Origin of the sequence: Vreelandella andesensis (genome assembly GCF_003989795.1) — a bacterium.
Classification (GTDB): domain Bacteria; phylum Pseudomonadota; class Gammaproteobacteria; order Pseudomonadales; family Halomonadaceae; genus Vreelandella; species Vreelandella andesensis.
In genome coordinates, this window is record NZ_RZHG01000033.1 from 21,544 (window position 1) to 42,463 (window position 20,920).

The window sequence follows — 20,920 nt, forward strand, 5'->3', positions numbered from 1 at the left end:
CAATGCTTGCATCGCCCCCACCTTGGTGGGGGTTTTTTTTGCTCTTCAGCTTATGCCGTTAAGTGTTTATTTATTCCACTTTTCCTTTACAAAATTCCCTTTACTAAACCTTGTTTTACTAAGCCTTACTTTACTAAGTTTAGAAGGCCCCGCGACGGTAAACGCGATATTCAGGCGACCAGCACGCTTTCTCAATTCTCTCACGCAGTTCGGTGCCGCCCGTTTTAAGCGCCACACCGTTTTGCTGCGCTTGAGCAGCCACCTCAAAAGCAATCGATTTACTAATATCACGAATCCGCGATAGCGGTGGCAACAGCGCGCCCTTGCCTTCTTTGACCAGCGGCGCTTCGCGAGCTAATGCCCGAGAGGCGCTCATTAGCATTTCGTCTGTAACGCGATTAGCGTTTGCCGCAATAACACCCAAACCGATACCAGGGAAAATATAGGCGTTGTTGCACTGGGCAATCGGATAGGTGCGGCCGTTATGTACGACTGGCGCAAAGGGGCTACCGGTAGCAACCAATGCCTGCCCGTCGGTCCAGCGAATCACATCTTCAGGGACTGCTTCTGCCTGAGAAGTAGGGTTGGACAACGGCATAATCACCGGATGTTCACAGCCCGCGTGCATTGTACGTACCACTTGTTCAGTGAAAATACCCCGCTTGCCACACACACCAATCAATATCGTTGGTTTAATTTGGGCAATCGTTTCTTCAAGCCCTTGCCCATTCCAGCTTGCCACCAATTCCGGCTCGTGGGCCAAACGGCGCTGGAAGTCCCGCTGCCAAGTTTGATCAGTGGTCATCAACCCGTCTCGGTCGACAACGTATATCCGTGCTCTTGCCTCGCTTTCAGTTAACCCTTCGGCCTGCATGGTCACTACCACTTGCTCGGCAATACCACAGCCTGCCGAGCCGCCGCCGACAAACATCACCCGCTGCTGAGCAATCGACTCCTGGCGGGCCTGACACGCCGCCATCAAGGTACCTACCACCACCGATGCCGTGCCTTGCACATCATCGTTAAAACAGCACAGCTCATTGCGATAGCGCTCCAAGAGCGGCACCGCATTCGCTTGGGCAAAGTCTTCGAATTGAAGCAGGACATTCGGCCAACGACGTTTTACAGCCGTAATAAATTCTGCCATAAACGCATCATACTCTTCCTGGCTAACCCGCTCATGACGCCAGCCCATGTACATGGGGTCATCTAACAACGACTGATTGTTGGTGCCCACATCGATCATAATCGGCAGTGTATAGGCGGGGCTAATACCACCACAGGCGGTATACAGCGCCAACTTACCAATAGGTATGCCCATCCCACCGATACCTTGGTCGCCCAAACCTAGAATTCGCTCACCGTCGGTGACAACAATCACCTTAACGTTATCTTTGGTGGCGCTACGCAAAATATCGTCCATGTGCTCGCGATCTGGATAGCTAATAAACAGCCCCCGGTGATTGCGATAAATATTAGAGAACTCCTGGCACGCCTCTCCAACGGTAGGGGTATAAATAATCGGCAGCATCTCTTCTAAGTGCTGAGAGACCAAGCGGAAGTAAAGCGTTTCATTGTCATCTTGGATAGCACGCAGATGAATATGTTTTTCTAGGCTGCTATGACACTGCTGATACTGGCGATAAGCCCTCGACAACTGCTCGTCAATGGTCTCAACTTTTTGCGGCAGCAGGCCTATCAAATTAAACGCTAGCCGCTCCTCTTGAGTAAACGCGCTGCCTTTGTTCAATAGCGGCATTTCAAGTAAAGAAGGACCGGCGTAAGGAATATACAGGGGACGTTTACTCTTCGTAGACATAGGCACTCTCTTTTTATGTCGATTGCTATTGCAATGCAGCAACGCTGGGCGTTGGCGGCGTTTATACGTAATGTAACACGCTAATACGACAAAGATGGGAGGGACATAAATAATGGCAATAAAAAAACGCCCTGGTAGCTACCAAGGCGCTCATAAAACACATGAAAACCGATCAATCACTAGCAGCTTTTGGCTGCAAATTGACGACCTTCAACTCCATCAAAAAAGAACGGCCGCAGTTTTACACCCACCATATTGCCGGCGAACGCCGCGACCAACCACACCCAGCCATGCAAGCTACCGGAGGCAATACCACTGAAGTAAGCGCCAATGTTGCAACCAAACGCCAACCGCGCGCCATAACCCAACATGATGCCACCGATGACGGCTGCCACTAGGGATTTGACCGGAATGCGGAAGTTGGGGGCAAAGCGCCCTGCTAAGCTCGCTGCGGCAAGCGCACCCAGCATAATACCGACGTTCATTACCGTCGTAATATCACCCCACACACTGGCCTCTAACGCGGCCGCATTACCCCGCGCTTGCCAATAGCCCCACTGGCTAACATCACCACCAACCAGTTCAAATCCTTTCGCACCCCATAACGCAAACGCAGAAGTAATGCCCCAGGGGCGACCAGCAAGTGCTAACGTCGCGAAATTCAGTAACGCTAGCGCCACTGCGCCAACAATCAATGGCCATGGCCCGGTTAACCAGCGCTGACTACCCGGCTTATCGACCAACGGCGCTTGCTCTAAATGGCCATGGCGACGCTTTTCCATGATCACGGTAAGCAAAGCAATCGCCGCAAACAGCACCAAACTGATTGCAATACCGCCGCCAGCGCCTGCCACATTCACCAGCGACACAGGTTGAAACGCCGGCAAGCTCTGCCACCAGGTAAAATGCGCTGTGCCAATTACCGACCCGACAATAAAAAACAGTAGCGTAATCAACATGCGTGCATTACCACCGCCCGCGGTGAATAGCGTGCCTGAAGCACACCCGCCACCCAGCTGCATACCCACACCGAAGATGAACGCCCCCACCACGACCGAAATACCAATCGGTGCAACAAAGCCACTCACGCTGGTACCAAACAGTGAACCAGCACCTAACGCGGGGAAAAACAGCACCACCGCAATCGCTAACATTACCATTTGGGCGCGCAATCCACGGCCTCGCCGCTCGGTAATAAATACCCGCCAAGCAGCAGTAAAGCCAAACGCCGCGTGGTACAGCACCAACCCAAGCAGACCACCTACAATCATCAATAAGCCGGTATTAGCGCCAAATACGATACCAATGATCACGGCGCCCAGCACGATGGCAGCTGTTGAAAATAACGGCACGCGAGAATCATTCGGTGCCACTGCAAAACCCGTGGACATAGCTCACCTTCTAGCAACGCCGAAGCGCCTGTTAAAAACAGGCGCTTGGCTGAGTTGGACAATAGTGATAAGCCTAACGCTGGCGGTAGAGCGCAGGAAATTCTTTATTCAGCAGTACATAGACGTTTAAAGAATATTAAACAAAGCGCCCCAAACCTACCGCGGAACGTAACCGGTCCATGGTGATGGCGGCTTCTTCCCTAGCGCGTTCGGCCCCTTTTTGCAGCACCGCTTCAATATGCGCAGGGTCTTCCATCAACGCGTTGTAGCGCTCTCGGGGTGCGCTCAAATGCGCATTCAAGTAATCAAACACTTCGTTCTTAGCGTCGCCCCAACCAATACCTGCCACGTACTGCTCGCGTAGCGCAGCAGCTTCTTCATTGCTGGCAAACGCTGAAAAGATCTGGAACAACGTGCAGGTGTCTGGATCTTTGGGCTCGCCGGGCTCCAGCGAGTTGGTTTTGATTTTGCGCACCAGCTTCTGCAGCTTTTTCTCGCTTGAGAAAAGCGGGATGGTGTTGTTGTAGCTTTTGGACATTTTGCGACCGTCCAAACCCTTCAACACTTCCCCTTTTTCATCCACTACGGCTTCAGGCTGAACAAAATACTGGCCTTTAAACAGGTGATTGAAACGTCCGGCAATGTCGCGGGCCATTTCAATATGCTGAATCTGGTCGCGCCCTACCGGCACTTTGTTGGCGTTGAACATTAAGATGTCGGCCGCCATTAACACCGGGTAGCCGAACAAGCCCATAGTGATGCCCTTATCAGGATCCTGGTCACCGGCTTCTTCATTTTCAGCAACCGCTGCTTTGTAAGCGTGGGCGCGGTTCATTAACCCCTTGGCGCAGACGCAAGAAAGCATCCACATTAGCTCAGGAATTTCAGCGATATCCGATTGACGATAAAAAATGGCGTTATCAGTATCTAGCCCTAACGCAAGCCATGTGGCGGCAATTTCCAAACGCGACTCCTGCACGCGCTTCGGATCTTGGCATTTAATTAGCGCGTGGTAGTCAGCAAGAAAGTAAAACGACTGTACATTAGGGTCTTGGCTTGCCTCAATGGCAGGCTTAATAGCACCCACATAGTTACCAAGATGTGGCGTTCCGGTCGTGGTAATCCCGGTCAGCACGCGGGTTTTGGCTGTCTGACTCATAGTGTGGATCCAGCTGGATAAAGGTCAAAAAAGGTGGGTCATTGTACACTCAATGCCAAACCACCGTCGCCTTTGTCTGATGGCTTTCCTCGCCCTCCTCCACCTTGATAAAGACCGGTAGGCTCTGTGCTAACAGCGTGTCGCTAGCGGCATTGTCACCAGCAATAACCGCACCTAGCGCCATTACCCAAGGCTGGCCATCACGTTCAACGGGAGTAAACAAGCAACTGTTGTGTTCGCAGTCACCGCCAAGCACCGTGGTTAACGGGTGCGCCACGACATCTTCCCACCTGAAAGTTTGATCGCTATTAATAGACAGTACGCTGTCATCCCACTCCAGCTTACTGAAGGCAGCCACTGCCTGCGACGCGGCTATTTCAGCGCGCATTTGCGCCAACGTCGATGCACGGTAATTACTCGCTAAGCGCTCATCCACAAACGCAGATTGCATGCAGCTAACGCCGATGATCAACGCACTAGCTAACAGCGCCATAACCACCACTAGCGCAGCGCCTTGCTCCTGGGGCCGCTGACTATACTGCATATCGCCTCCTTGCTCACACTCCATACAGCTTCACGGGCTAACCTAAAACGCAGGCTGCAACACCGCCTCGCGATGAGTAACGTGGAAATTGATAGTAGCCCCTTGCCGCCCTAAGGGGAGCGACACCACGCTGACACCGTTGATGGAAGGCGCTCCCAGCGGTTCGTTTCGCTCACAGCCAGCGCCTGTTTCATAGTCAAAGGTGACTAATGGCTGAGCTTCCTGCATATCCTGAACCGTGCAGCGACAATCATTCTCGACCACCTCACACTGCAAGCGAAAAAAAGGCGCTCCGCTTGAGTCGGTAGCGCCTTGCCTGCGTAGGGTGTCAGTAATAGTGGTGGCTGCATAAAGAAGCGCTTCTTGATGATGCCCCAGCTGCTCCACCTGTTTGAAGGTATGAAAGGTGCTTAAGAAAAGTTGACCAGCGCCTAAAATAACCACCATGCCAATGACCATGGCGACCAATAGCTCTGTTAACGTAAAACCGCGCTGCACATCCATGGCAGGCCCACCTTTACGGCTGGTTGGGAAGTTGGAACACGTAGGTAACGATATCGTGGGGCGCATTAGGCTCAGAACGCAAACGCACTACCACATCAAATTGGCAGCCTCGTCGGTCGATACGACTTGCCTGCCCCTGAACATGGCCAAGCGCTGCGGAGGGGTCTGCAAACCACTGATTCTGCCATGCGGACTCAATTGCGGCTAACGGTATAGCGTCGCAGTCCTGGGTCGGAGAAAGCGCTGCCCATATCCGCTCTTGAGCATCTACCGCAGCAACATTAGCAAGCGACTGCGTGTAGCCAGCGCTGGCGCTTTGCAGTGCTTTCACCTGCATCGCGGCGACCCCCATCAGCCCAAACGCTAAAATCACTAGCGCGATAAGTGCTTCAATCAGCGAAAGGCCATTTTGCCTGAGCATCTACCAACACGCCTCGGGTAAGCGTTCGCCGCGGGCGTTAAATTGAATATCGCTGCTACAACCGTCGGTTTGCGCCGTTGTCGCCGTCAGTAAAAAGCCACCATCCTGTTCATTGCCGTCGGCCACCGTAATGGCGTAGTTACCATCAGGAGAGGCGGTTGTAACAGAACAGTCGGTATACGCATATTGGCGGGAGTAACAACGCTCAAGCTCAGAGGCAGCCTGCAATAGGCCCGCATGAGCATCAGTGCGTAGCGAGCGCTCGACATAGCGGGTGTAGCTGGGGTAGGCAATGCCCGCCACTATTCCAATAATAGCGACGGTAATCAGCATCTCAATAAGCGTAAAGCCGTGCTGGCGAGCTTCCTGGCGGCCCGCACGGTTGGCAGTGGGTGAAGGCACTGAGCGTGCTCCTGTATCAGTTGGCCCATACGCGGAGTATGTCGCAAACCAATACGTTTTGCATCAGTCGCTTACAATCACTTGTTCACGCAGTTCTTTCGGCATAGAGAAGGTAATATTTTCTTCGCGTCCCTGAAGTTCAATCGGTACCTCTGCACCAAGCGTTTGAAGCTTATCAATCACACCTTTTACCAACACTTCTGGCGCACTCGCCCCGGCAGTGACACCAATACGGCTAACGCCCTCAAGCCACGCTGGCGCAATTTGGTCGGCATTGTCGATTAAATAGGCAGGCGTGCCCATCCGCTCGGAAAGTTCGCGCAGGCGATTGGAGTTGGAGCTATTGGGGCTACCGACAACCAAGACCAAATCGCTATCCGCCGCCAGTTCACGCACCGCATCCTGGCGGTTTTGCGTGGCATAGCAGATATCATCTTTACGCGGCCCCTGAATCGCTGGGAATTTCTCCCGCAGCGCATCAATCACCTTGGCTGTGTCATCCATCGAAAGCGTGGTTTGAGTCACAAACGCCAGTGCTGATGGGTCGTTGACCCCCAGTTTTGCCACGTCCTGTTCATCCTCGACCAAGTAAATCTGGCCACCGTTAGACGTGTCGTAACGCCCCATCGTACCTTCGACTTCCGGATGACCTTCATGACCAATCAAAATGCACTCTTGGCCACGCTTGGCATAACGCAGCACTTCCAGATGCACTTTGGTGACCAATGGGCAGGTCGCATCGAAGACCTTGAGCCCACGCAGCTCAGCTTCTTGCTGCACAGCATGGGAAACACCGTGAGCCGAGAAAATCACGATCACGTCGTCAGGCACTTCATGCAGTTCTTCAACAAATACCGCACCGCGCTCGCGCAGCGTCTCGACCACAAAGCGGTTATGTACCACCTCATGGCGCACGTAAATTGGCGGGCCAAAGACATCGATCGCGCGATTAACGATGTCGATAGCGCGATCCACGCCAGCACAAAAACCACGTGGATTCGCCAGCTTGATCTGTATTGGCTGAGATGACTTTGATGACTGCATGTTTGATGACTGCATAAAAGCGCCTTGATGCAACGTGCATCGCCAGTTAAGTGAAAGCTCGTTCTTACTATCAGTGTTTGGTGGCGGGCGTTACGTTCAGCACATCCACTTCAAACGTCAACGTACGCCCTGCGAGTGGATGATTAAAATCCACTTCCACACGGTCGCCGTCAATGGTTTTGACCACGCCAGGCAGTTCCGTTCCCGCTTTATCGGCAAATGACATTACCATGCCAATTTCGGGTTCTTCATCACCGAAGTCGGTGCGCTTCAGCGTTTGGATATTTTGCGGATTATGCTGCCCAAACGAGTGCTCAGGCGTGATCTGAAACGACCCACTCTGGCCAACAGCCATGCCTTTAATCGGGTGTTCAAAGCCCGGTGGCAAGTTGCCATCACCATACTGAAACGTCGCCGGGGCTTTCTCTTTGGTGGAGTCTACTACCGTGCCATCTTCCAGCTTCAGCGTGAAGTGCAGGGTAATTTCCATACCGTCGTCAATTTTGTAGTCCATGATTCCTCACTTGCCACTCTGTGGCTCATTCAAGCTATCCCTCATTCAAACTACCACTCATTCAAACGATGGCTCATTCAATCACGCTGCTGCAATGCGGCTTTTTTGCGACGTCGATCGCCCATCACCGACTCCCAAATTAACCCAACAGCCCCCAGCGTAATGCCGATATCCGCGATATTAAAGGCGGGGTAGTACCAACCGGCCGCGTGGAACGATAAAAAATCCACCACATAGCCATGTACCAAGCGGTCATACAGATTACCCAGGGCACCGCCAATAATCAGCGGCAACGCCAACGCCAGCAGTTTTTCATCCGCCTTTAAGCGGGAAAGCCAAACGGTTAAGCCAATGCTGGCACCAATGGCAACAGTGGCAAAAAACCAACGTTGCCAACCAGGGTGGTCCGCCAAAAAGCTAAATGCAGCACCAGTATTGTGCAGCAGGGTTAGATTGAAAAACGGCAGCACTTCAACGGGCTGAGCATAATTCAAAAAATGGCTAGCGGTATATTTAGTCAGCAAATCCAACACAATAATCGCCACCGCTAACCACAGCCAGCGCAGTGGCCGCTGCATCGGCGGCAGCGGGTGTTGCTCATCGGTGGTTGGTGCAGCCTTAGGCATAGTAACGAATCTCACCGCTGCCTTCAGGCAGGTTGCTGATACAGCGACCACACAGATCCGGATGCCCAGCATGCGTGCCGACATCGGCACGGTGATGCCAGCAGCGCTCGCACTTCTGGTGTGCGCTGCCACTAACCGCCACTTTCAGGCCTTCAAGCTCGGTGCTCTCTGCATTGGCGGCATCTGCAAGCGGCGCGAGATGCACGTCACTGGTGAGCATCACAAAACGCAGTTCGTCGCCTAGCTTGGAAAGCATGGCATTCAATTCGTCGCTAACGTAAAGCGTGACTTCCGCCGCCAGACTACCTTTGATGACCTTGGCATTACGCGCGTCTTCCAGGCACTTGTTGACCGAATGTTTCACTTCCAGCACCTGCTCCCAGAAGGCACGGCCCATGTCGGCCCCGTCTTCCAGCGTGCCCAGCCCCGTGTAATACGTTTCCAGCAACACACTGTCACCACGCTCGCCAGGGATATGCTCGTAAATCTCTTCAGCGGTGAAGGACAGAATCGGCGCAATCCAGCGGCTCAACGCTTCAACCACATGATAAAGCGCGGTTTGCGCGCTGCGGCGGGCCAGAGAATCCGTTTGAGTGGTGTACTGGCGATCTTTGATAACATCCAGGTAGAAGCCACCCAATTCCCGTGCGCAGAAGCCATGAACCTGCTGGTAAACATCAAGGAAACGGTACTCTTCATAGGCTTTTTCGATACGCCCTTGCAGCTGTGCCGCGCGGTCGACCACCCACTGATCCAGCGCCAGCATGTCACCAAAGGCGACCTGATCTCTAGCCGGATCAAAACCATTCAAGTTAGAAAGCAAAAAGCGCGCAGTGTTACGGATACGACGGTAAACATCGGCGGTGCGCTTAAGGATTTCATCAGACACCGCCATTTCACCGGAGTAGTCGGTCGACGCAACCCACAAGCGCAGAATGTCGGCCCCCAGCTTATCCATCACGCTTTGCGGCGCGACCACGTTACCCAGCGACTTAGACTGTTTGCGGCCCTGGGAATCGACGGTAAACCCATGGGTGAGCAGCTGACGGTAGGGCGCATGGCCGTCAATCGCTGAACCGGTTAACAGCGATGAATGGAACCAGCCACGGTGCTGATCCGAGCCTTCCAGGTACAAGTCCGCACGCGGGCCACTTTCATGCCCATGAGGATGCGAGCCGCGCAGCACATGGCGATGCGTAGTGCCTGAGTCAAACCACACATCCAGCGTATCGGTCACCTTGTCGTACTCAGCCGCTTCCGCGCCCAACAGCTCAGCCGGGTCGAGTTTAAACCACGCCTCGATGCCTTCTTGCTCAACGCGCTTAGCCGCCTCTCCCATCAGCTCAACCGTATTCGGGTGCAGCTCGCCGGTTTGCTTATGCAGGAAGAACGGAATCGGCACGCCCCAGTTACGTTGGCGAGAAATACACCAGTCTGGGCGATTAGCGATCATGCTGTGCAAGCGCGCCTTGCCCCAAGCGGGCGTGAATTCAGTCGCTTCGATGCCTTCCAACGCGCGCTCGCGCAGGGTTTTACCGTCTTTACCCTGGATATCCATACCCACAAACCACTGGGCGGTAGCGCGGTAAATCACCGGCGTTTTATGGCGCCAGCAATGCATGTAACTGTGGGTGATCGGCGTGTGCGCCATTAACGCGTTCACTTCGCGCAGCTTCTCGACGATATGCGGGCTGGCTTTCCAGATCATCTGGCCGCCGAAGAACGGCAGGTCATCCGCGTAAACACCGTTTCCCTGCACCGGGTTGAGCATGTCGTCAAAGCTCATGTCATGCTCGCGGCAGGTAATAAAGTCATCCATACCGTAAGAAGGCGCGGAGTGAACAATGCCCGTGCTACCCACTTCAGACTCAACGTAATCCGCTAGATAAACCGGCGAGAGGCGGTCGTAGAATGGGTGACGGAAATTAATCAGATCTAGCGCTGCCCCTTGCGCCGTGGCAATCACGCTGCCCGTCAGCCCAAAACGCTCTAAACAGCTTTCCACCAGCTCTTCTGCGAGCAGCAGCAGGCGCTCGCCGGTATCTACCAGCGCGTAGGTAAATTCAGGATGAACGTTCAGCGCTTGGTTAGCGGGAATGGTCCAAGGCGTGGTGGTCCAGATCACGATCGCCGCAGGCTTCGGCAGTTCGCTCAATCCAAAGGCGGCGGCCAGCTTGTCGGCATCTTCCATCGGAAAAGCCACGTCGATGGCGTCGGATTTTTTATCGGCGTATTCAACTTCCGCTTCAGCCAAAGCCGAGCCACAATCAAAACACCAGTTAACCGGCTTTAAGCCTTTGAACACATAGCCCGCATCGACCATTTGCGCCAGCGCACGCATTTCACCCGCTTCATTGGCGTAATCCATCGTGCGGTACGGGTGATCCCAGTCACCGATGATACCCAGGCGCACAAAATCAGCTAGCTGCGTTTCAATCTGCGCGCCAGCGTATTCACGGCAAAGCTCGCGGGCTTTATCTGCGGCCAAGTGCTTACCGTGAGTGGTTTCTACCTTGTGCTCAATGGGCAAGCCGTGGCAATCCCAGCCTGGCACGTAGGGCGCATCAAAGCCCGCCAGATTCTTCGACTTAACAATAATATCTTTAAGAATTTTATTCAGGGCGTGACCGATATGGATGCTGCCGTTGGCGTAAGGAGGGCCATCGTGCAGAACAAACAGCGGCGCACCCGCGCGGGTGTCGCGCAGGCGCTGGTAAAGGTTCATATCTTGCCATTTTGAAACGCGCCCTGGTTCCTGCTTCGGCAGCATGCCGCGCATAGGAAAGTCGGTTTCTGGCAAGTTCAGCGTGTGCTTATAATCCATAGTCCGGTCAGCCGTCGTTAGCATCGGCGGCGTTATCCGCCGAAGAGAAATCAGAAGAAGCGGTCTCACGCCCAAGCGGGGCCGAGGCCAGCGGAAGAGAATTCATGCAACCAGTACCCGCTGCTGCAAAGTAACGGCGCGCCCTGGCTTGATCGTGTTCAATTTGCGTTTTTAACGCATTAAAGTCGTCAAACTTCACTTCCCCACGCAGCCGCGCGCAGGGGTAAACCGTTAGCCGCTGGCCATATAGGTCGCCTGAAAATTCCAATAGATGAACTTCCAGCGTGGGCCGATCCGAACCCACCGTGGGCCGAAACCCAACATTGGCCACCGCAGGATAGCGCTGCCCATTGGCCAGTTCAGCCACAACGGCAAACACACCGCGCAGCGTTAACGGCTGAGGCAACAGCGGCAGGTTAGCGGTGGGCACGCCGATCGTACGCCCTAACTGCTGGTCACGAACCACACGGCCATGCAGTGAATACGGCCTACCCAGCAGGCGCGCTGCGACCTCAAAGTTACCGCTGGCCAGCAAGGTGCGCACGCGCGTGCTGGATACCCGCTCGTCATCAACCTTAAAGGTGCGTGTGTGCTCGACACCAAACCCTTCCACCTGCCCGACAACTTCTAGCAAGTTGAAATCGCCTCGGCGGTCGCAGCCAAAGCGGAAATCATCGCCCACCACAAGATGCTTCACCCCCAGGCCTTCAATTAGCACCTGATCGATAAACTCACGCCCGGTCAGGCTGCGCAGCGCATCATTGAAAGGCAAGCACAGCACCTGTTCGGCACCATGATCGCGCAGCAGGCGCACTTTCTCGCGCAGGCGGGTAAGCCGCGGCGGCGCTTGATCACCGGCAAAAAACTCCCGCGGCTGAGGTTCAAACACCACCACAGTCAACGGCACATTCAGGCGCGCCGAATGCTCACGGCACTGCTGCAGGATCGCCTGATGGCCGCGATGCACGCCATCAAAATTACCGATGGTAGCAACGCAGCCACGATGAGCCGCTGTCAGATTGTGCAGACCTCGAATGACGTGCATGGCACCTCTTTGTGAAAAGCTTTTTTGAAAAGCGTTTACTGTTTAAAAGCGTTTGATTATAACGAACGCGCCGATCCGGTGCAGGAGAAGATTACCTTTGCCCTGGCATTAGCTTCCCTTTCACCTTAACCATGCCTTTTGGCGCATCAGCTATTCATCTTAAAATGACGCAGCCGCAGGCCAAGCGCGGCCAGCCAGGCAAAATAAAGCCCGCCCCCCAGCACCACTAACCCCGCTACCCAGCGAATACGCTGCCACAGCTCGAAATCAAGCCATGCTTGCCAATCGGGGGCAGCCAGATAAAGGGCAACGCTCATCAACGCGCTGCCACCCACCAGCTGAACAGCGTAGCGCCCCCACCCTGGCTGAAAGATCAGCACTTTTTGCCGATACAGCAGATAGCCTAACAGCCCGGCATTCAAAAAAGCGGATAACGCGGTGGCAAGTGCCAGCCCCGCGTGGGCCAGCGGCCAAATCAGCATCAGGTTGAACACCATGTTAGCGACCATGGCGATAATGCCCACTTTCACCGGTGTTTTGGTATCTTGCCGAGCGAAGAAGCCTGGCGCCAATACCTTGATCAGCATAAACGCCACCAATCCAAAGGCGTAAGCGCGCAAGCTCATGGCGGCCATTTGAATATCGGTATCGGTCATCGCCCCGTAGTGAAACAGGGTAATCAAAAACGGTTCTGCCAGCACGGCCAGCGCCAGCGCAGCGGGAACGCCCAGCAGCAGCACAACGCGGATTGCCCAATCCAACATCGCAGAAAAGTGCTCAGTGGATTGCTCTGTATGGCGTTTGGAAAGCGCAGGCAAAATAATCGTGCCAATCGCCACGCCGAACACCCCAAGCGGCAGTTCAACCAACCTATCCGAATAGTACAGCCAAGACACGCTACCCGACGTTAACAACGAGGCCAATACCGTATCGAGCAGCAAGTTAATTTGCGATACCGACACCCCAAACAGCGCGGGAACCATCAGCGTTAGAATGCGCGTCACCCCCTCATGGGCGAAATTAGGCCATGGGGTCGGCAGCAGCCCCAGGCGCAGCAAAAAAGGCACCTGAAACGCCAGCTGGGCAGCACCGGCAATCAATACCCCCCAGGCCAGCGCCATCGCGGGCTCTTCCATTAACGGCATTAGCAGCAGCGCCGCGCCAATCAACGAAATATTCAGCAGCACAGGGGTGAACGCGGGCACCGCAAAACGGTTCCAGGTGTTCAGCACGCTTCCCGAAAAGGCGGTTAACGAGATCAGCAACAAATAAGGGAACGTTAGGCGCAGCATATCGGCGGTCATGGCCAGCTTTTCGGGGTCGCGCCCGAAGCCCGGGGCAAACACCCACACCAGCCACGGGGCACTCAGCATCGCCAGTGCCGTAATTAGCGCCAAAATGGCCGTCAGGCTGCCCGCGACCGCATTTAGCAGCTCACGAATTTCCTGTTTACTGCGCTGGGTAGAATACTCAGAAAGTACTGGCACAAAGGCTTGGTTAAACGCCCCTTCGGCAAACAATCGGCGTAAAAAGTTAGGAATTTTAAACGCAACGAAGAACGCATCCGAGCCGTTGCCCGCCCCCAAAAAGGTAGCAACCACCACATCGCGCACCAAGCCCATGACACGCGACAGCATGGTCATGGCACTGACCACTAACCCAGAGCGCATCAGCCCACGGCGCGGGGAAGGCATGTTTGCTTGCGGTGGCGTGTTGGCGGTCATCACTCAATCCATAGCGACTAAAACAAGAGACCCAATGTCGCCACGGGCGACACGACGTACAGGGAACAGGCACAAAAAAACCGGCCGCAGCCGGTTTTTTTATGGCGCCTGCCGGCTTACGCCGCCAGTGCCTTAATGCGCTTGTTCAAGCGGCTTTTCAGACGTGCAGCTTTCTTCTTAGAAAGAACGTCTTTATCAGCGATGCGGTCGACAACCGGCTGCATTGCCCGGAACTCTTCCATTGCCTTGCCATGGTCGCCGGTGCTGATCGCTTTGATCACACGCTTGATGTAGGTGCGGACCATGCTGCGCTGGCTGGCTTTCAGGACGCGACGAGTCTCGGCCTGGCGGGCGCGCTTGCGTGCTTGCTTGCTGTTCGCCACAGGTATCTCCTTGGAGAATAAGGGCTGCCTAAAAACGGCAACGAATTTACTATGTGTTTGTCGGTTGGCATTTGCCAGATCACGACATTTCCGTCATATCTTTCCACAACAACCAATTGATTTGAAAGCGATTAAAACGCTGCCAAAATAGTGTGACGAGCAGTTCAAAATCTGCCCGCTCACGGGTCGTGTCTGAGAGGATGGCGTAGTCTATCACGCGTTAAGCGGGCTTGCCAGCGCTTGTCAATGCTTTTACTGCGCGCTTCACTCCTTTTCCCGCCGAACCTCACCCCTTACCCGTTAAGGCAATGCCTGCCCCATTGGCGGCAGAATTTTGCGCAGAAAACGCCGCGTACGCTCATCTTGCGGGTTGGTGAACAGCGCCACGTTCATAAACGCCACAGTGCTACTGACAATCCTGACATTAGCATCCGGCGAGTGCACAACCGAGTAGAATCCGGTGGACAGCTATGCCGAAAGATCAGGTTCGCCAGCGTTACCATCGCTCACACGACCTATTAATAAATGCCTTCAAGCTTGCTCGGCATCACTTAAAACTAATCTGGTAAGTGATCGTTAGAAATCCCGCCATCAAAAGCCACCCTTGACCTATAGCGCTAGCTACTCCGACAGCATGGCTAACGTATGCTCACGCTGCTGTTTAATCGCGCCGTCTAGAATTCCTAGCAACCTTTCATAATCCGCTGGCATTTCTTCATCCATGCCCTTCTCTTCAAACTGGGTAAGGGTTTGCTGAGTGTCGTTGATCAGTGTTTGCAGTTCCTCGATCACCTGCTGGTGTTCATTTTCAGTCATGCGTACTTCCCCATAAAAAAACCGACCCCCATTAGGGGCCGGTTCATAGTGCTACTTAGCGATAAAGCACTTGCTCTATCAAGACTAAGCTTCAGATTAACCCAGCAGAGAAAGCACGTTCTGCGGAATCTGGTTGGCCTGTGCCAATACGGAAGTACCGGCCTGCTGCAGAATCTGTGACTTGGTCATGTTGGCCACTTCTACCGCGTAGTCAGCGTCTTCGATGCGTGAACGAGCAGCAGAAAGGTTAGTTTCGTTAGTATTCAAGTTAGTAATAGCAGACTCGAAACGGTTCTGAACAGCACCCAGGTCAGAACGCAAGACATCTACCTTGCTTAAAGCATCATCAAGTTGCTTAAGTGGATCGGCGGTGCTGCCATTTTGAAGGCTGGCAGCACTCAACTTAGAGCCATCGACAGTAAATGTTGCTGTTGCGGTTGTGGTATCAGCATCTTGTGGATCTAAAGCCACATAGAACGTTTTAGCAGCGCCATCAGCAGCAACGTCCAAACCTTTATTGGCTAAGCTTTCAGAAGCGGCTTGGCCTGCAGCATCATTTGTAAGCGTTATGCTCACCTCAGCGTACCAGTTGCCATTACTATCAACTTGGGCGTTGCCACTAGTATCGCCAATAGTAACACTACCATTTCCGCTTAAGCCTAAGGATGTCTGCAGGTCAGCAGAGAAATTATTAATGGCAGTATCGTTAATCGAAGTAGTATCACCATATGCTGCTTGCATGGCTGCCAATGTGCCACCAGTTTGCGCAGTGAAACCGCCAGCAACATCAGGTCCAGATACGCTGAAAGTGCTCAGACCTAAGGTAGTTGAAGTAATTTCTTCAAGGTTAACGGCGATCTGCTCACCATCATTTGCACCCACTTGAATGTTGAGGGCTTGATCACTCGCCAGCACTTTAACACCGTTAAAATCGGTTTGTTGAGAGATACGATTAATCTCTCCGAGCCGCTGACCAATTTCAGCCTGGATTGAGTTTAAATCTTCCTGTGAATTGGTTCCGTTTTGTGCTTGAACAGTCAGCTCACGAACCCGCTGCAGGTTGTCGTTAACTTGGTTCAAAGCACCTTCAGCGGTTTGTGCTACAGAGATACCATCGTTAGAGTTACGCTGCGCCTGAGACAAACCAGTAATTTGGCTGCTCATGCGGTTAGCGATGGCCTGACCGGCGGCATCATCCTTGGCGCAGAGAGCCTTACAAACGCGCAAGCGGGCGTTTTAAATAGCATCATTATTGATAATAATAGTATCTAAAACCTGCTTTCTATCGCCTTTCTATAGCGTTGCATTTTTGTCTGCCCACCAGAAACAGCCAACCTATTGATATTAATGACTTCAAGAACGCCATTGCTAACCAGCTATTTTCTATTTCTTGGACGGTGGCTTTTTCTGCTGAAGCTCTTTGATTCGCTTTAAGGTATCTGGTGATATGCTTTTTCGATTCACCCCCAACCCGCCTTGAACGCGGTCTGAACGTCGTTTGCCTTGATCTGATAACTTTGCCGTCAACGCCTCTAATGCCTTTGGCTCAAACTCAACCGTCACATTGTCGCTGTAAAGGGTATCGACCTTCACCCCCAAGTTTTTCAGCTTTTGCAGCATGTTGGAATAGTCGTTCAACCGCATGGCAGTTTCTAACGTTTCCACTCTAGCAACGGTTGGCTTGGAGACACCAATTAGCTCGGCAAATTCCGCTTGATTAAGACCCAACGCCCCTCGCACAGCGCGCATAGCCACCGCTATTTTTACATGGGCTTGGATGTCATTACTCAAACATGCACCTCATACTGGACAGCCGCTAGATATACAGGTTTTTCAATTTCGGATACTATTAGCATCAGAAAAGGAGATAACCATGCCGACAATGCAATTAACACAAGTTTTCATTGATGCTGCTACTTGCCCCACAGGCAAGCAAAAGGTTGATTATTTTGACACAGAACTGGCTGGGCTGCTGCTAAAGGTCATGCCTACGGGCAAGCGTACCTATTACCTCAGATATAAAGACTCACATGGTAAAACCAAAGAAAAGCAGCTGTTTAATGCCTCTGTTGTTGACCTAAAAACGGCGCGCCAGCAAGCTAAGGAGAAGCTGGCTCAGTTGGCATTAGGTCAAGACCCGTTTGCTGACCAGAAACTGAAGCGTACCGTGCCTACTTTTGCTGCCTTCGTTCGTGATAGCTACCTGCCCTATATTGAGACCAATAAGAAAAGCTGGAAGTTAGATGAAGCGATGCTGCGTCTTCATGTGCTGCCCTATCTAGGGAAGCACTACCTGGATAACATCACCAAACGTCATGTTGTGGATGTCATTTCTTGCCATGCAAAGCACTCTAAGCCTTCCAGCACCAACCGCTTGATGACGGTTATTCAGTGCCTGTTCAATTGCGCCTTGGCGTGGGATGTACCTGGCTTAACGACAAACCCCGCTAATAAACTGGCAAAGCGCAAAGACCCTTATCAACGTGACCGCTACTTGACCCATGAGGAGCTAAGGGCGTTATGGAAAGCCATTGATTGCTCACAGGCAGAAATGCTGCCTTACATCGTGCGGATGCTCATTTTCACAGGCGCAAGAAAAAACGAAGTAGCTCATGCTCAGTGGACGGATATTGACTGGTACACAAAGCAGTGGCGTATCCCCAAGAACAAATCTGGAAAAGTGCGCTTTGTTCCATTATCAGATGCTGCCATCAACCTACTGTGTGAATTAAAACCTAAAAGCAAAAGTGCGTATATATTTGCAAACCCAAAAACACAGAAGCCGTATGTTAATTTTTACCACTCTTGGAACACAGCACGAAAAGAAGCTGGTATTACTAATATTCGCATCCATGACTTACGCCATACATACGCCAGCTACTTAGTGAATATAGGAATACCTATCTATGAGGTTAAGGAGATACTCGGTCATGCTAATATTGCGACGACACAGCGCTATGCTCATTTAAGCCATGCCACTCTGTTAGAAGCAACCAATCAACTAGCAGGGCATGTAAACAACTCGTTAAGAGGAACTTTAGAAAGTGGCACGATCATCACTGATAACATGATAGAAATACGTGCTGCTTAGTGTGGTGGCTTACGCCCATCAAGGCTGGCATATTCCCAAAGAAGAGTGGATGAATAAGAAGCCCCTGGCTGATACTGCTTAACCATGTATCTTGCGACTTCACGTATGTCGTCCATCTTCTTTATCCAGTCATCACCTGTCGCAGAGAGAGCTGGATGCCCCGCTGACGGGCTTGCCTGCAACCATGAGGTAATCACTGCATCACGTAGGCTAAAGGCATTACGCCGTGCTTCAGACGTGATAAAAGGCTTAGGATTTTGAATCATCATGTGAATATGCAGGCTGTCATCAGCTCCTTTTTCAATGACAGGAAACGCCATTACTCGCTTTTTTGAACGTGCCCCATAACTGCTGGCGCTTAGACAATTAATAAAATTACTCACTGCTGACATCGCTTTATTTTCATCGTAAACGGCATATTGAAATGTTAAGGTAAGAAAATAATCAAAGTCATATTGCACTAGCCAATGAGCGACTTGCTTGCTATATTCGTATGACTTCTTTTCTTGCCGAGTTAGTTTAACACCATCTAATTCAGCTTGATTTATTCGTCTTTTATGATTCATGGAAATCCTCTTATTATTATTCAGCCTTAATGAAGGGGTAGTGAGTATTATTCATTAATTCATTAATTCATTAATTTAATGGTTATTCACTAATTAATTCATTTTTTAGTCAATTAATTAAATTCAGATAACAGAATAACCAAGGCACCCTTCAATGGCACCAGCTTCCTACTCTATTATCAGGACACTCACGGATTGCAAATCGCCTTGTGCGTTAGGTGCTGTGGTTGTCAGGTTATATTTACGCACCTAAGCCAAGAGGCACCACCATATGTCTCAGAACAAACGTCGAATCAGACAGAAACAGACTAAGAGAACCAATGAAGAGCGCTACCAGCTGGTTGCCAAAGTTGATAGATACTTGAGTTACTACCCGCATACCTCACTGAATGCCCTCTGTGTCAGCTGTGGGTTCTCCACAAGCAATTATCGACGCTGGAAGGCAGCTTTGGATGAACACCCTGAATACCACGAACAGGGCATCATTCCGACAGAAAGCACACGCCCCAAGCACCTTGCGAGGCAAACTAGCGAAGCGACTCGGCAATGTGTCATAGAGGAAGCAAGCAAGCCACACCATACATCCGCCCATAGCATTACCGACCAGCTAAAGAGCGAAGGTATTGCTATTGGCAATGGGACAGTGATTGAGATACTGGAAGCTGCAGGTCTTTATGGCACCATAAAGAGGACAAATGCCAAAGGCGAATGCATCAAAAAGAAAGGTCTCTTTAGACTATGCGAGAAACGCCAGCAAGAAGAAACAAGGGCTGAAGACGCCAACAGCATAGCCAACACCAGCGCCACTCAGAAAGGCTCACAGGACGACACAGAGGCATCACCATGACCATACAAACGCCAGAACTCATCCATTACCAAGGTGAAAAATAGCATCTGGAACGCTACCCTTCTTTACCAAAGAAAGATGCTCGAATTCAGTATATAGAGAACTCCAAGTCAGATATGTTCGACCTCTTTGATACCACCATGTGCTGGCGACGATATATTGGCACTTGGAGCATTGAGGATGAGAAGCTCTACCTTTGCCATCTGCAGGGTTAATATCAAATGGTTGGCTCAGCGCCAATACTCGCTGACTGGTTCTCTGGCACCCTGAAAATGGTCAGGTATAGAAGGAGGGAACCGTCACTCAGCTTTGCAGTAAACATAGAGAACGGCATGGTGGTGAAGCGTTAAAAGCACCAGCAAAGGCCGCTGAAGGGCGTTCGCTCACCATCTATGGGATTGAAGAAAGTCGCTCAGAGCGCCTAATAAAAAAACTCACCCCAACAACCCCTCGGTATGCTTGCGCTGCTGTTTAATCGCACCATCCAAAATCGATAGCAGCCTATCGTAATCCTCTGGCATTTCTTCATCCATGCCCGTTTCTTCAATCAACATTTGCAGCTCGTTAATCACGCATTGTTGGTCATCAGGCGTCATGTTGCCCCTTTGTTTTGGAATGCCTGCACTCGTTGATACAGCTGTTTCGCATTTTCAATGGCGGTAGCTTCGTAAGCGTCTAACGTTAGCAACACATCTTGGCGCGAGTCATTTACCACGGCTTCTAGCTCTTGGCTGTAACGTTTTAGCAAATGTTCCAAGTTCATACGAATCATGGTGAGTTCCAGCTGAAACTCCATCTTTAATTTTGTATAGCGTTCAATCTGCGCAGGTAGCTGGCTGGTTTCAATAATTTCTTTTAGCGTGCCCTCAACCCGCTTTTCCACCGTATTAAGTTTGGGGATGACATCGTTGATAACGTTATAGGCGGAAATAGTTTGCACGTTATTGCTCACATAAATTTATAAAAAAACCGACCCCCAAAGGGAGCCGGTTCATTGTGCTACTTAGTGATAGAGAAATTTCCCTATCGAAGCTAAGCCTCAGATTAACCCAGCAGAGAAAGCACGTTCTGCGGAATCTGGTTCGCCTGTGCCAGTACCGAAGTACCCGCCTGCTGCAGAATCTGGTTCTTGGTCATGTTCGCCACTTCCGTTGCGTAATCGGCATCTTCAATGCGTGACCGCGCAGCTGAAAGGTTAGT

23 protein-coding genes are annotated in these 20,920 nt (G+C 51.9%); 2 read left to right on the plus strand and 21 right to left on the minus strand.

Annotated elements, in window-relative coordinates:
• Nucleotides 1–139: 139 nt before the first annotated feature.
• The 17 genes from ELY33_RS17610 to ELY33_RS17695 form a co-directional block, all read right to left on the minus strand.
• Entirely contained in the window at nucleotides 140–1,819 is a 1,680-nt protein-coding gene (locus ELY33_RS17610) for an NAD-dependent malic enzyme (RefSeq protein ID WP_126949210.1), read from the minus strand.
• Nucleotides 1,820–1,998: 179 nt separating this feature from the next.
• The gene (locus ELY33_RS17615) at nucleotides 1,999–3,210 is read right to left on the minus strand and encodes a YeeE/YedE family protein (RefSeq protein WP_126949211.1); all 1,212 of its coding nucleotides are present in this window, start codon (nucleotides 3,208–3,210) and stop codon (nucleotides 1,999–2,001) included.
• 136 nt (nucleotides 3,211–3,346) lie between these two features.
• Nucleotides 3,347–4,369: a tryptophan--tRNA ligase gene (locus ELY33_RS17620; protein WP_126949212.1), complete on the minus strand. Its 1,023-nt coding sequence runs from the start codon at nucleotides 4,367–4,369 to the stop codon at nucleotides 3,347–3,349.
• Nucleotides 4,370–4,418: 49 nt separating this feature from the next.
• Nucleotides 4,419–4,913 carry a pilus assembly PilX family protein gene (locus tag ELY33_RS17625; RefSeq protein ID WP_244208640.1) on the minus strand — a complete coding sequence of 165 codons (495 nt, stop codon included), beginning with the start codon at nucleotides 4,911–4,913 and terminating at the stop codon, nucleotides 4,419–4,421.
• A gap of 42 nt (nucleotides 4,914–4,955) precedes the next feature.
• Nucleotides 4,956–5,417, minus strand: coding sequence for a PilW family protein (locus ELY33_RS17630; protein ID WP_126949214.1), 462 nt, complete (start codon nucleotides 5,415–5,417; stop codon nucleotides 4,956–4,958).
• Nucleotides 5,418–5,430: 13 nt separating this feature from the next.
• Nucleotides 5,431–5,838 (minus strand): type IV pilus modification PilV family protein, encoded by a 408-nt coding sequence (locus ELY33_RS17635; protein ID WP_126949215.1) that lies wholly within the window; start codon nucleotides 5,836–5,838, stop codon nucleotides 5,431–5,433.
• On the minus strand, nucleotides 5,839–6,240 hold the full coding sequence (locus ELY33_RS17640; RefSeq protein WP_126949216.1) for a type IV pilin protein: 402 nt from the start codon (nucleotides 6,238–6,240) through the stop codon (nucleotides 5,839–5,841).
• A 63-nt stretch (nucleotides 6,241–6,303) separates the two neighbouring features.
• Complete coding sequence (gene ispH / locus ELY33_RS17645) at nucleotides 6,304–7,299, minus strand: 4-hydroxy-3-methylbut-2-enyl diphosphate reductase (RefSeq protein ID WP_422822300.1); 996 nt, start codon at nucleotides 7,297–7,299, stop codon at nucleotides 6,304–6,306.
• A gap of 55 nt (nucleotides 7,300–7,354) precedes the next feature.
• Complete coding sequence (fkpB, locus tag ELY33_RS17650) at nucleotides 7,355–7,798, minus strand: FKBP-type peptidyl-prolyl cis-trans isomerase (protein ID WP_126949217.1); 444 nt, start codon at nucleotides 7,796–7,798, stop codon at nucleotides 7,355–7,357.
• A 77-nt stretch (nucleotides 7,799–7,875) separates the two neighbouring features.
• Nucleotides 7,876–8,424, minus strand: a complete 549-nt coding sequence (gene lspA, locus ELY33_RS17655; RefSeq protein ID WP_126949218.1) for a signal peptidase II — start codon at nucleotides 8,422–8,424, stop codon at nucleotides 7,876–7,878.
• The gene (gene ileS / locus ELY33_RS17660; protein WP_208644269.1) at nucleotides 8,417–11,248 is read right to left on the minus strand and encodes an isoleucine--tRNA ligase; all 2,832 of its coding nucleotides are present in this window, start codon (nucleotides 11,246–11,248) and stop codon (nucleotides 8,417–8,419) included. Before ileS ends, lspA begins: the two co-directional genes overlap by 8 nt.
• Nucleotides 11,249–11,255: 7 nt before the next feature.
• Entirely contained in the window at nucleotides 11,256–12,293 is a 1,038-nt protein-coding gene (gene ribF / locus ELY33_RS17665) for a bifunctional riboflavin kinase/FAD synthetase (RefSeq protein WP_126949220.1), read from the minus strand.
• 146 nt (nucleotides 12,294–12,439) lie between these two features.
• A complete protein-coding gene (murJ, locus tag ELY33_RS17670; protein WP_126949221.1) occupies nucleotides 12,440–14,017 on the minus strand; it encodes a murein biosynthesis integral membrane protein MurJ in 1,578 nt (525 codons plus the stop codon).
• A 116-nt stretch (nucleotides 14,018–14,133) separates the two neighbouring features.
• On the minus strand, nucleotides 14,134–14,400 hold the full coding sequence (rpsT, locus tag ELY33_RS17675) for a 30S ribosomal protein S20 (RefSeq protein ID WP_009722795.1): 267 nt from the start codon (nucleotides 14,398–14,400) through the stop codon (nucleotides 14,134–14,136).
• A gap of 621 nt (nucleotides 14,401–15,021) precedes the next feature.
• Complete coding sequence (locus ELY33_RS17685; protein ID WP_126949222.1) at nucleotides 15,022–15,216, minus strand: hypothetical protein; 195 nt, start codon at nucleotides 15,214–15,216, stop codon at nucleotides 15,022–15,024.
• 96 nt (nucleotides 15,217–15,312) lie between these two features.
• A complete protein-coding gene (locus ELY33_RS17690; RefSeq protein WP_126949223.1) occupies nucleotides 15,313–16,380 on the minus strand; it encodes a flagellin in 1,068 nt (355 codons plus the stop codon).
• A 219-nt stretch (nucleotides 16,381–16,599) separates the two neighbouring features.
• Nucleotides 16,600–17,007, minus strand: a complete 408-nt coding sequence (locus ELY33_RS17695) for a helix-turn-helix transcriptional regulator (RefSeq protein ID WP_126949224.1) — start codon at nucleotides 17,005–17,007, stop codon at nucleotides 16,600–16,602.
• An 82-nt stretch (nucleotides 17,008–17,089) separates the two neighbouring features.
• Between ELY33_RS17695 and ELY33_RS17700 the strand changes: the two genes are divergently transcribed.
• Nucleotides 17,090–18,307, plus strand: a complete 1,218-nt coding sequence (locus tag ELY33_RS17700; protein ID WP_167470117.1) for a tyrosine-type recombinase/integrase — start codon at nucleotides 17,090–17,092, stop codon at nucleotides 18,305–18,307.
• Here the strand turns inward: ELY33_RS17700 and ELY33_RS17705 are convergent.
• Nucleotides 18,304–18,873 (minus strand): rolling circle replication-associated protein, encoded by a 570-nt coding sequence (locus ELY33_RS17705; protein WP_126949226.1) that lies wholly within the window; start codon nucleotides 18,871–18,873, stop codon nucleotides 18,304–18,306. The genes ELY33_RS17700 and ELY33_RS17705 overlap by 4 nt on opposite strands.
• 271 nt (nucleotides 18,874–19,144) lie before the next feature.
• On the opposite strand from ELY33_RS17705, the gene ELY33_RS17710 reads away from it, so the two are divergent.
• Nucleotides 19,145–19,720 (plus strand): hypothetical protein, encoded by a 576-nt coding sequence (locus tag ELY33_RS17710; RefSeq protein ID WP_126949227.1) that lies wholly within the window; start codon nucleotides 19,145–19,147, stop codon nucleotides 19,718–19,720.
• Nucleotides 19,721–20,154: 434 nt separating this feature from the next.
• Here the strand turns inward: ELY33_RS17710 and ELY33_RS17945 are convergent, their stop codons facing one another.
• The 3 genes from ELY33_RS17945 to ELY33_RS17720 all read right to left on the minus strand — a co-directional run.
• Nucleotides 20,155–20,316 (minus strand): hypothetical protein, encoded by a 162-nt coding sequence (locus ELY33_RS17945; RefSeq protein WP_167470118.1) that lies wholly within the window; start codon nucleotides 20,314–20,316, stop codon nucleotides 20,155–20,157.
• A complete protein-coding gene (locus ELY33_RS17715; RefSeq protein ID WP_244208641.1) occupies nucleotides 20,313–20,660 on the minus strand; it encodes a hypothetical protein in 348 nt (115 codons plus the stop codon). The genes ELY33_RS17945 and ELY33_RS17715 overlap by 4 nt, the downstream gene beginning before the upstream one ends.
• A 104-nt stretch (nucleotides 20,661–20,764) precedes the next feature.
• The coding region (locus tag ELY33_RS17720; RefSeq protein ID WP_279629889.1) for a flagellin at nucleotides 20,765–20,920 on the minus strand (156 nt) is incomplete at its 5' end.

What these genes read in the sequence shown, in the direction of transcription:
- ELY33_RS17945 (WP_167470118.1), bottom strand. Translation starts at nt 20,316, where the DNA reads ATGACGCCTGATGACCAACAATGCGTGATTAACGAGCTGCAAATGTTG.
- ELY33_RS17685 (WP_126949222.1), bottom strand. Translation starts at nt 15,216, where the DNA reads ATGACTGAAAATGAACACCAGCAGGTGATCGAGGAACTGCAAACACTG.
- ELY33_RS17620 (WP_126949212.1), bottom strand. Translation starts at nt 4,369, where the DNA reads ATGAGTCAGACAGCCAAAACCCGCGTGCTGACCGGGATTACCACGACC.
- lspA (WP_126949218.1), bottom strand. Translation starts at nt 8,424, where the DNA reads ATGCCTAAGGCTGCACCAACCACCGATGAGCAACACCCGCTGCCGCCG.
- ELY33_RS17690 (WP_126949223.1), bottom strand. Translation starts at nt 16,380, where the DNA reads ATGAGCAGCCAAATTACTGGTTTGTCTCAGGCGCAGCGTAACTCTAAC.
- ELY33_RS17700 (WP_167470117.1), top strand. Translation starts at nt 17,090, where the DNA reads ATGCCGACAATGCAATTAACACAAGTTTTCATTGATGCTGCTACTTGC.
- ELY33_RS17710 (WP_126949227.1), top strand. Translation starts at nt 19,145, where the DNA reads ATGTCTCAGAACAAACGTCGAATCAGACAGAAACAGACTAAGAGAACC.
- murJ (WP_126949221.1), bottom strand. Translation starts at nt 14,017, where the DNA reads ATGACCGCCAACACGCCACCGCAAGCAAACATGCCTTCCCCGCGCCGT.
- ELY33_RS17610 (WP_126949210.1), bottom strand. Translation starts at nt 1,819, where the DNA reads ATGTCTACGAAGAGTAAACGTCCCCTGTATATTCCTTACGCCGGTCCT.
- ispH (WP_422822300.1), bottom strand. Translation starts at nt 7,299, where the DNA reads ATGCAGTCATCAAACATGCAGTCATCAAAGTCATCTCAGCCAATACAG.
- ELY33_RS17705 (WP_126949226.1), bottom strand. Translation starts at nt 18,873, where the DNA reads ATGAATCATAAAAGACGAATAAATCAAGCTGAATTAGATGGTGTTAAA.
- ELY33_RS17625 (WP_244208640.1), bottom strand. Translation starts at nt 4,913, where the DNA reads ATGCAGTATAGTCAGCGGCCCCAGGAGCAAGGCGCTGCGCTAGTGGTG.
- ileS (WP_208644269.1), bottom strand. Translation starts at nt 11,248, where the DNA reads ATGGATTATAAGCACACGCTGAACTTGCCAGAAACCGACTTTCCTATG.
- ribF (WP_126949220.1), bottom strand. Translation starts at nt 12,293, where the DNA reads ATGCACGTCATTCGAGGTCTGCACAATCTGACAGCGGCTCATCGTGGC.
- fkpB (WP_126949217.1), bottom strand. Translation starts at nt 7,798, where the DNA reads ATGGACTACAAAATTGACGACGGTATGGAAATTACCCTGCACTTCACG.
- ELY33_RS17630 (WP_126949214.1), bottom strand. Translation starts at nt 5,417, where the DNA reads ATGGATGTGCAGCGCGGTTTTACGTTAACAGAGCTATTGGTCGCCATG.
- ELY33_RS17615 (WP_126949211.1), bottom strand. Translation starts at nt 3,210, where the DNA reads ATGTCCACGGGTTTTGCAGTGGCACCGAATGATTCTCGCGTGCCGTTA.
- ELY33_RS17635 (WP_126949215.1), bottom strand. Translation starts at nt 5,838, where the DNA reads ATGCTCAGGCAAAATGGCCTTTCGCTGATTGAAGCACTTATCGCGCTA.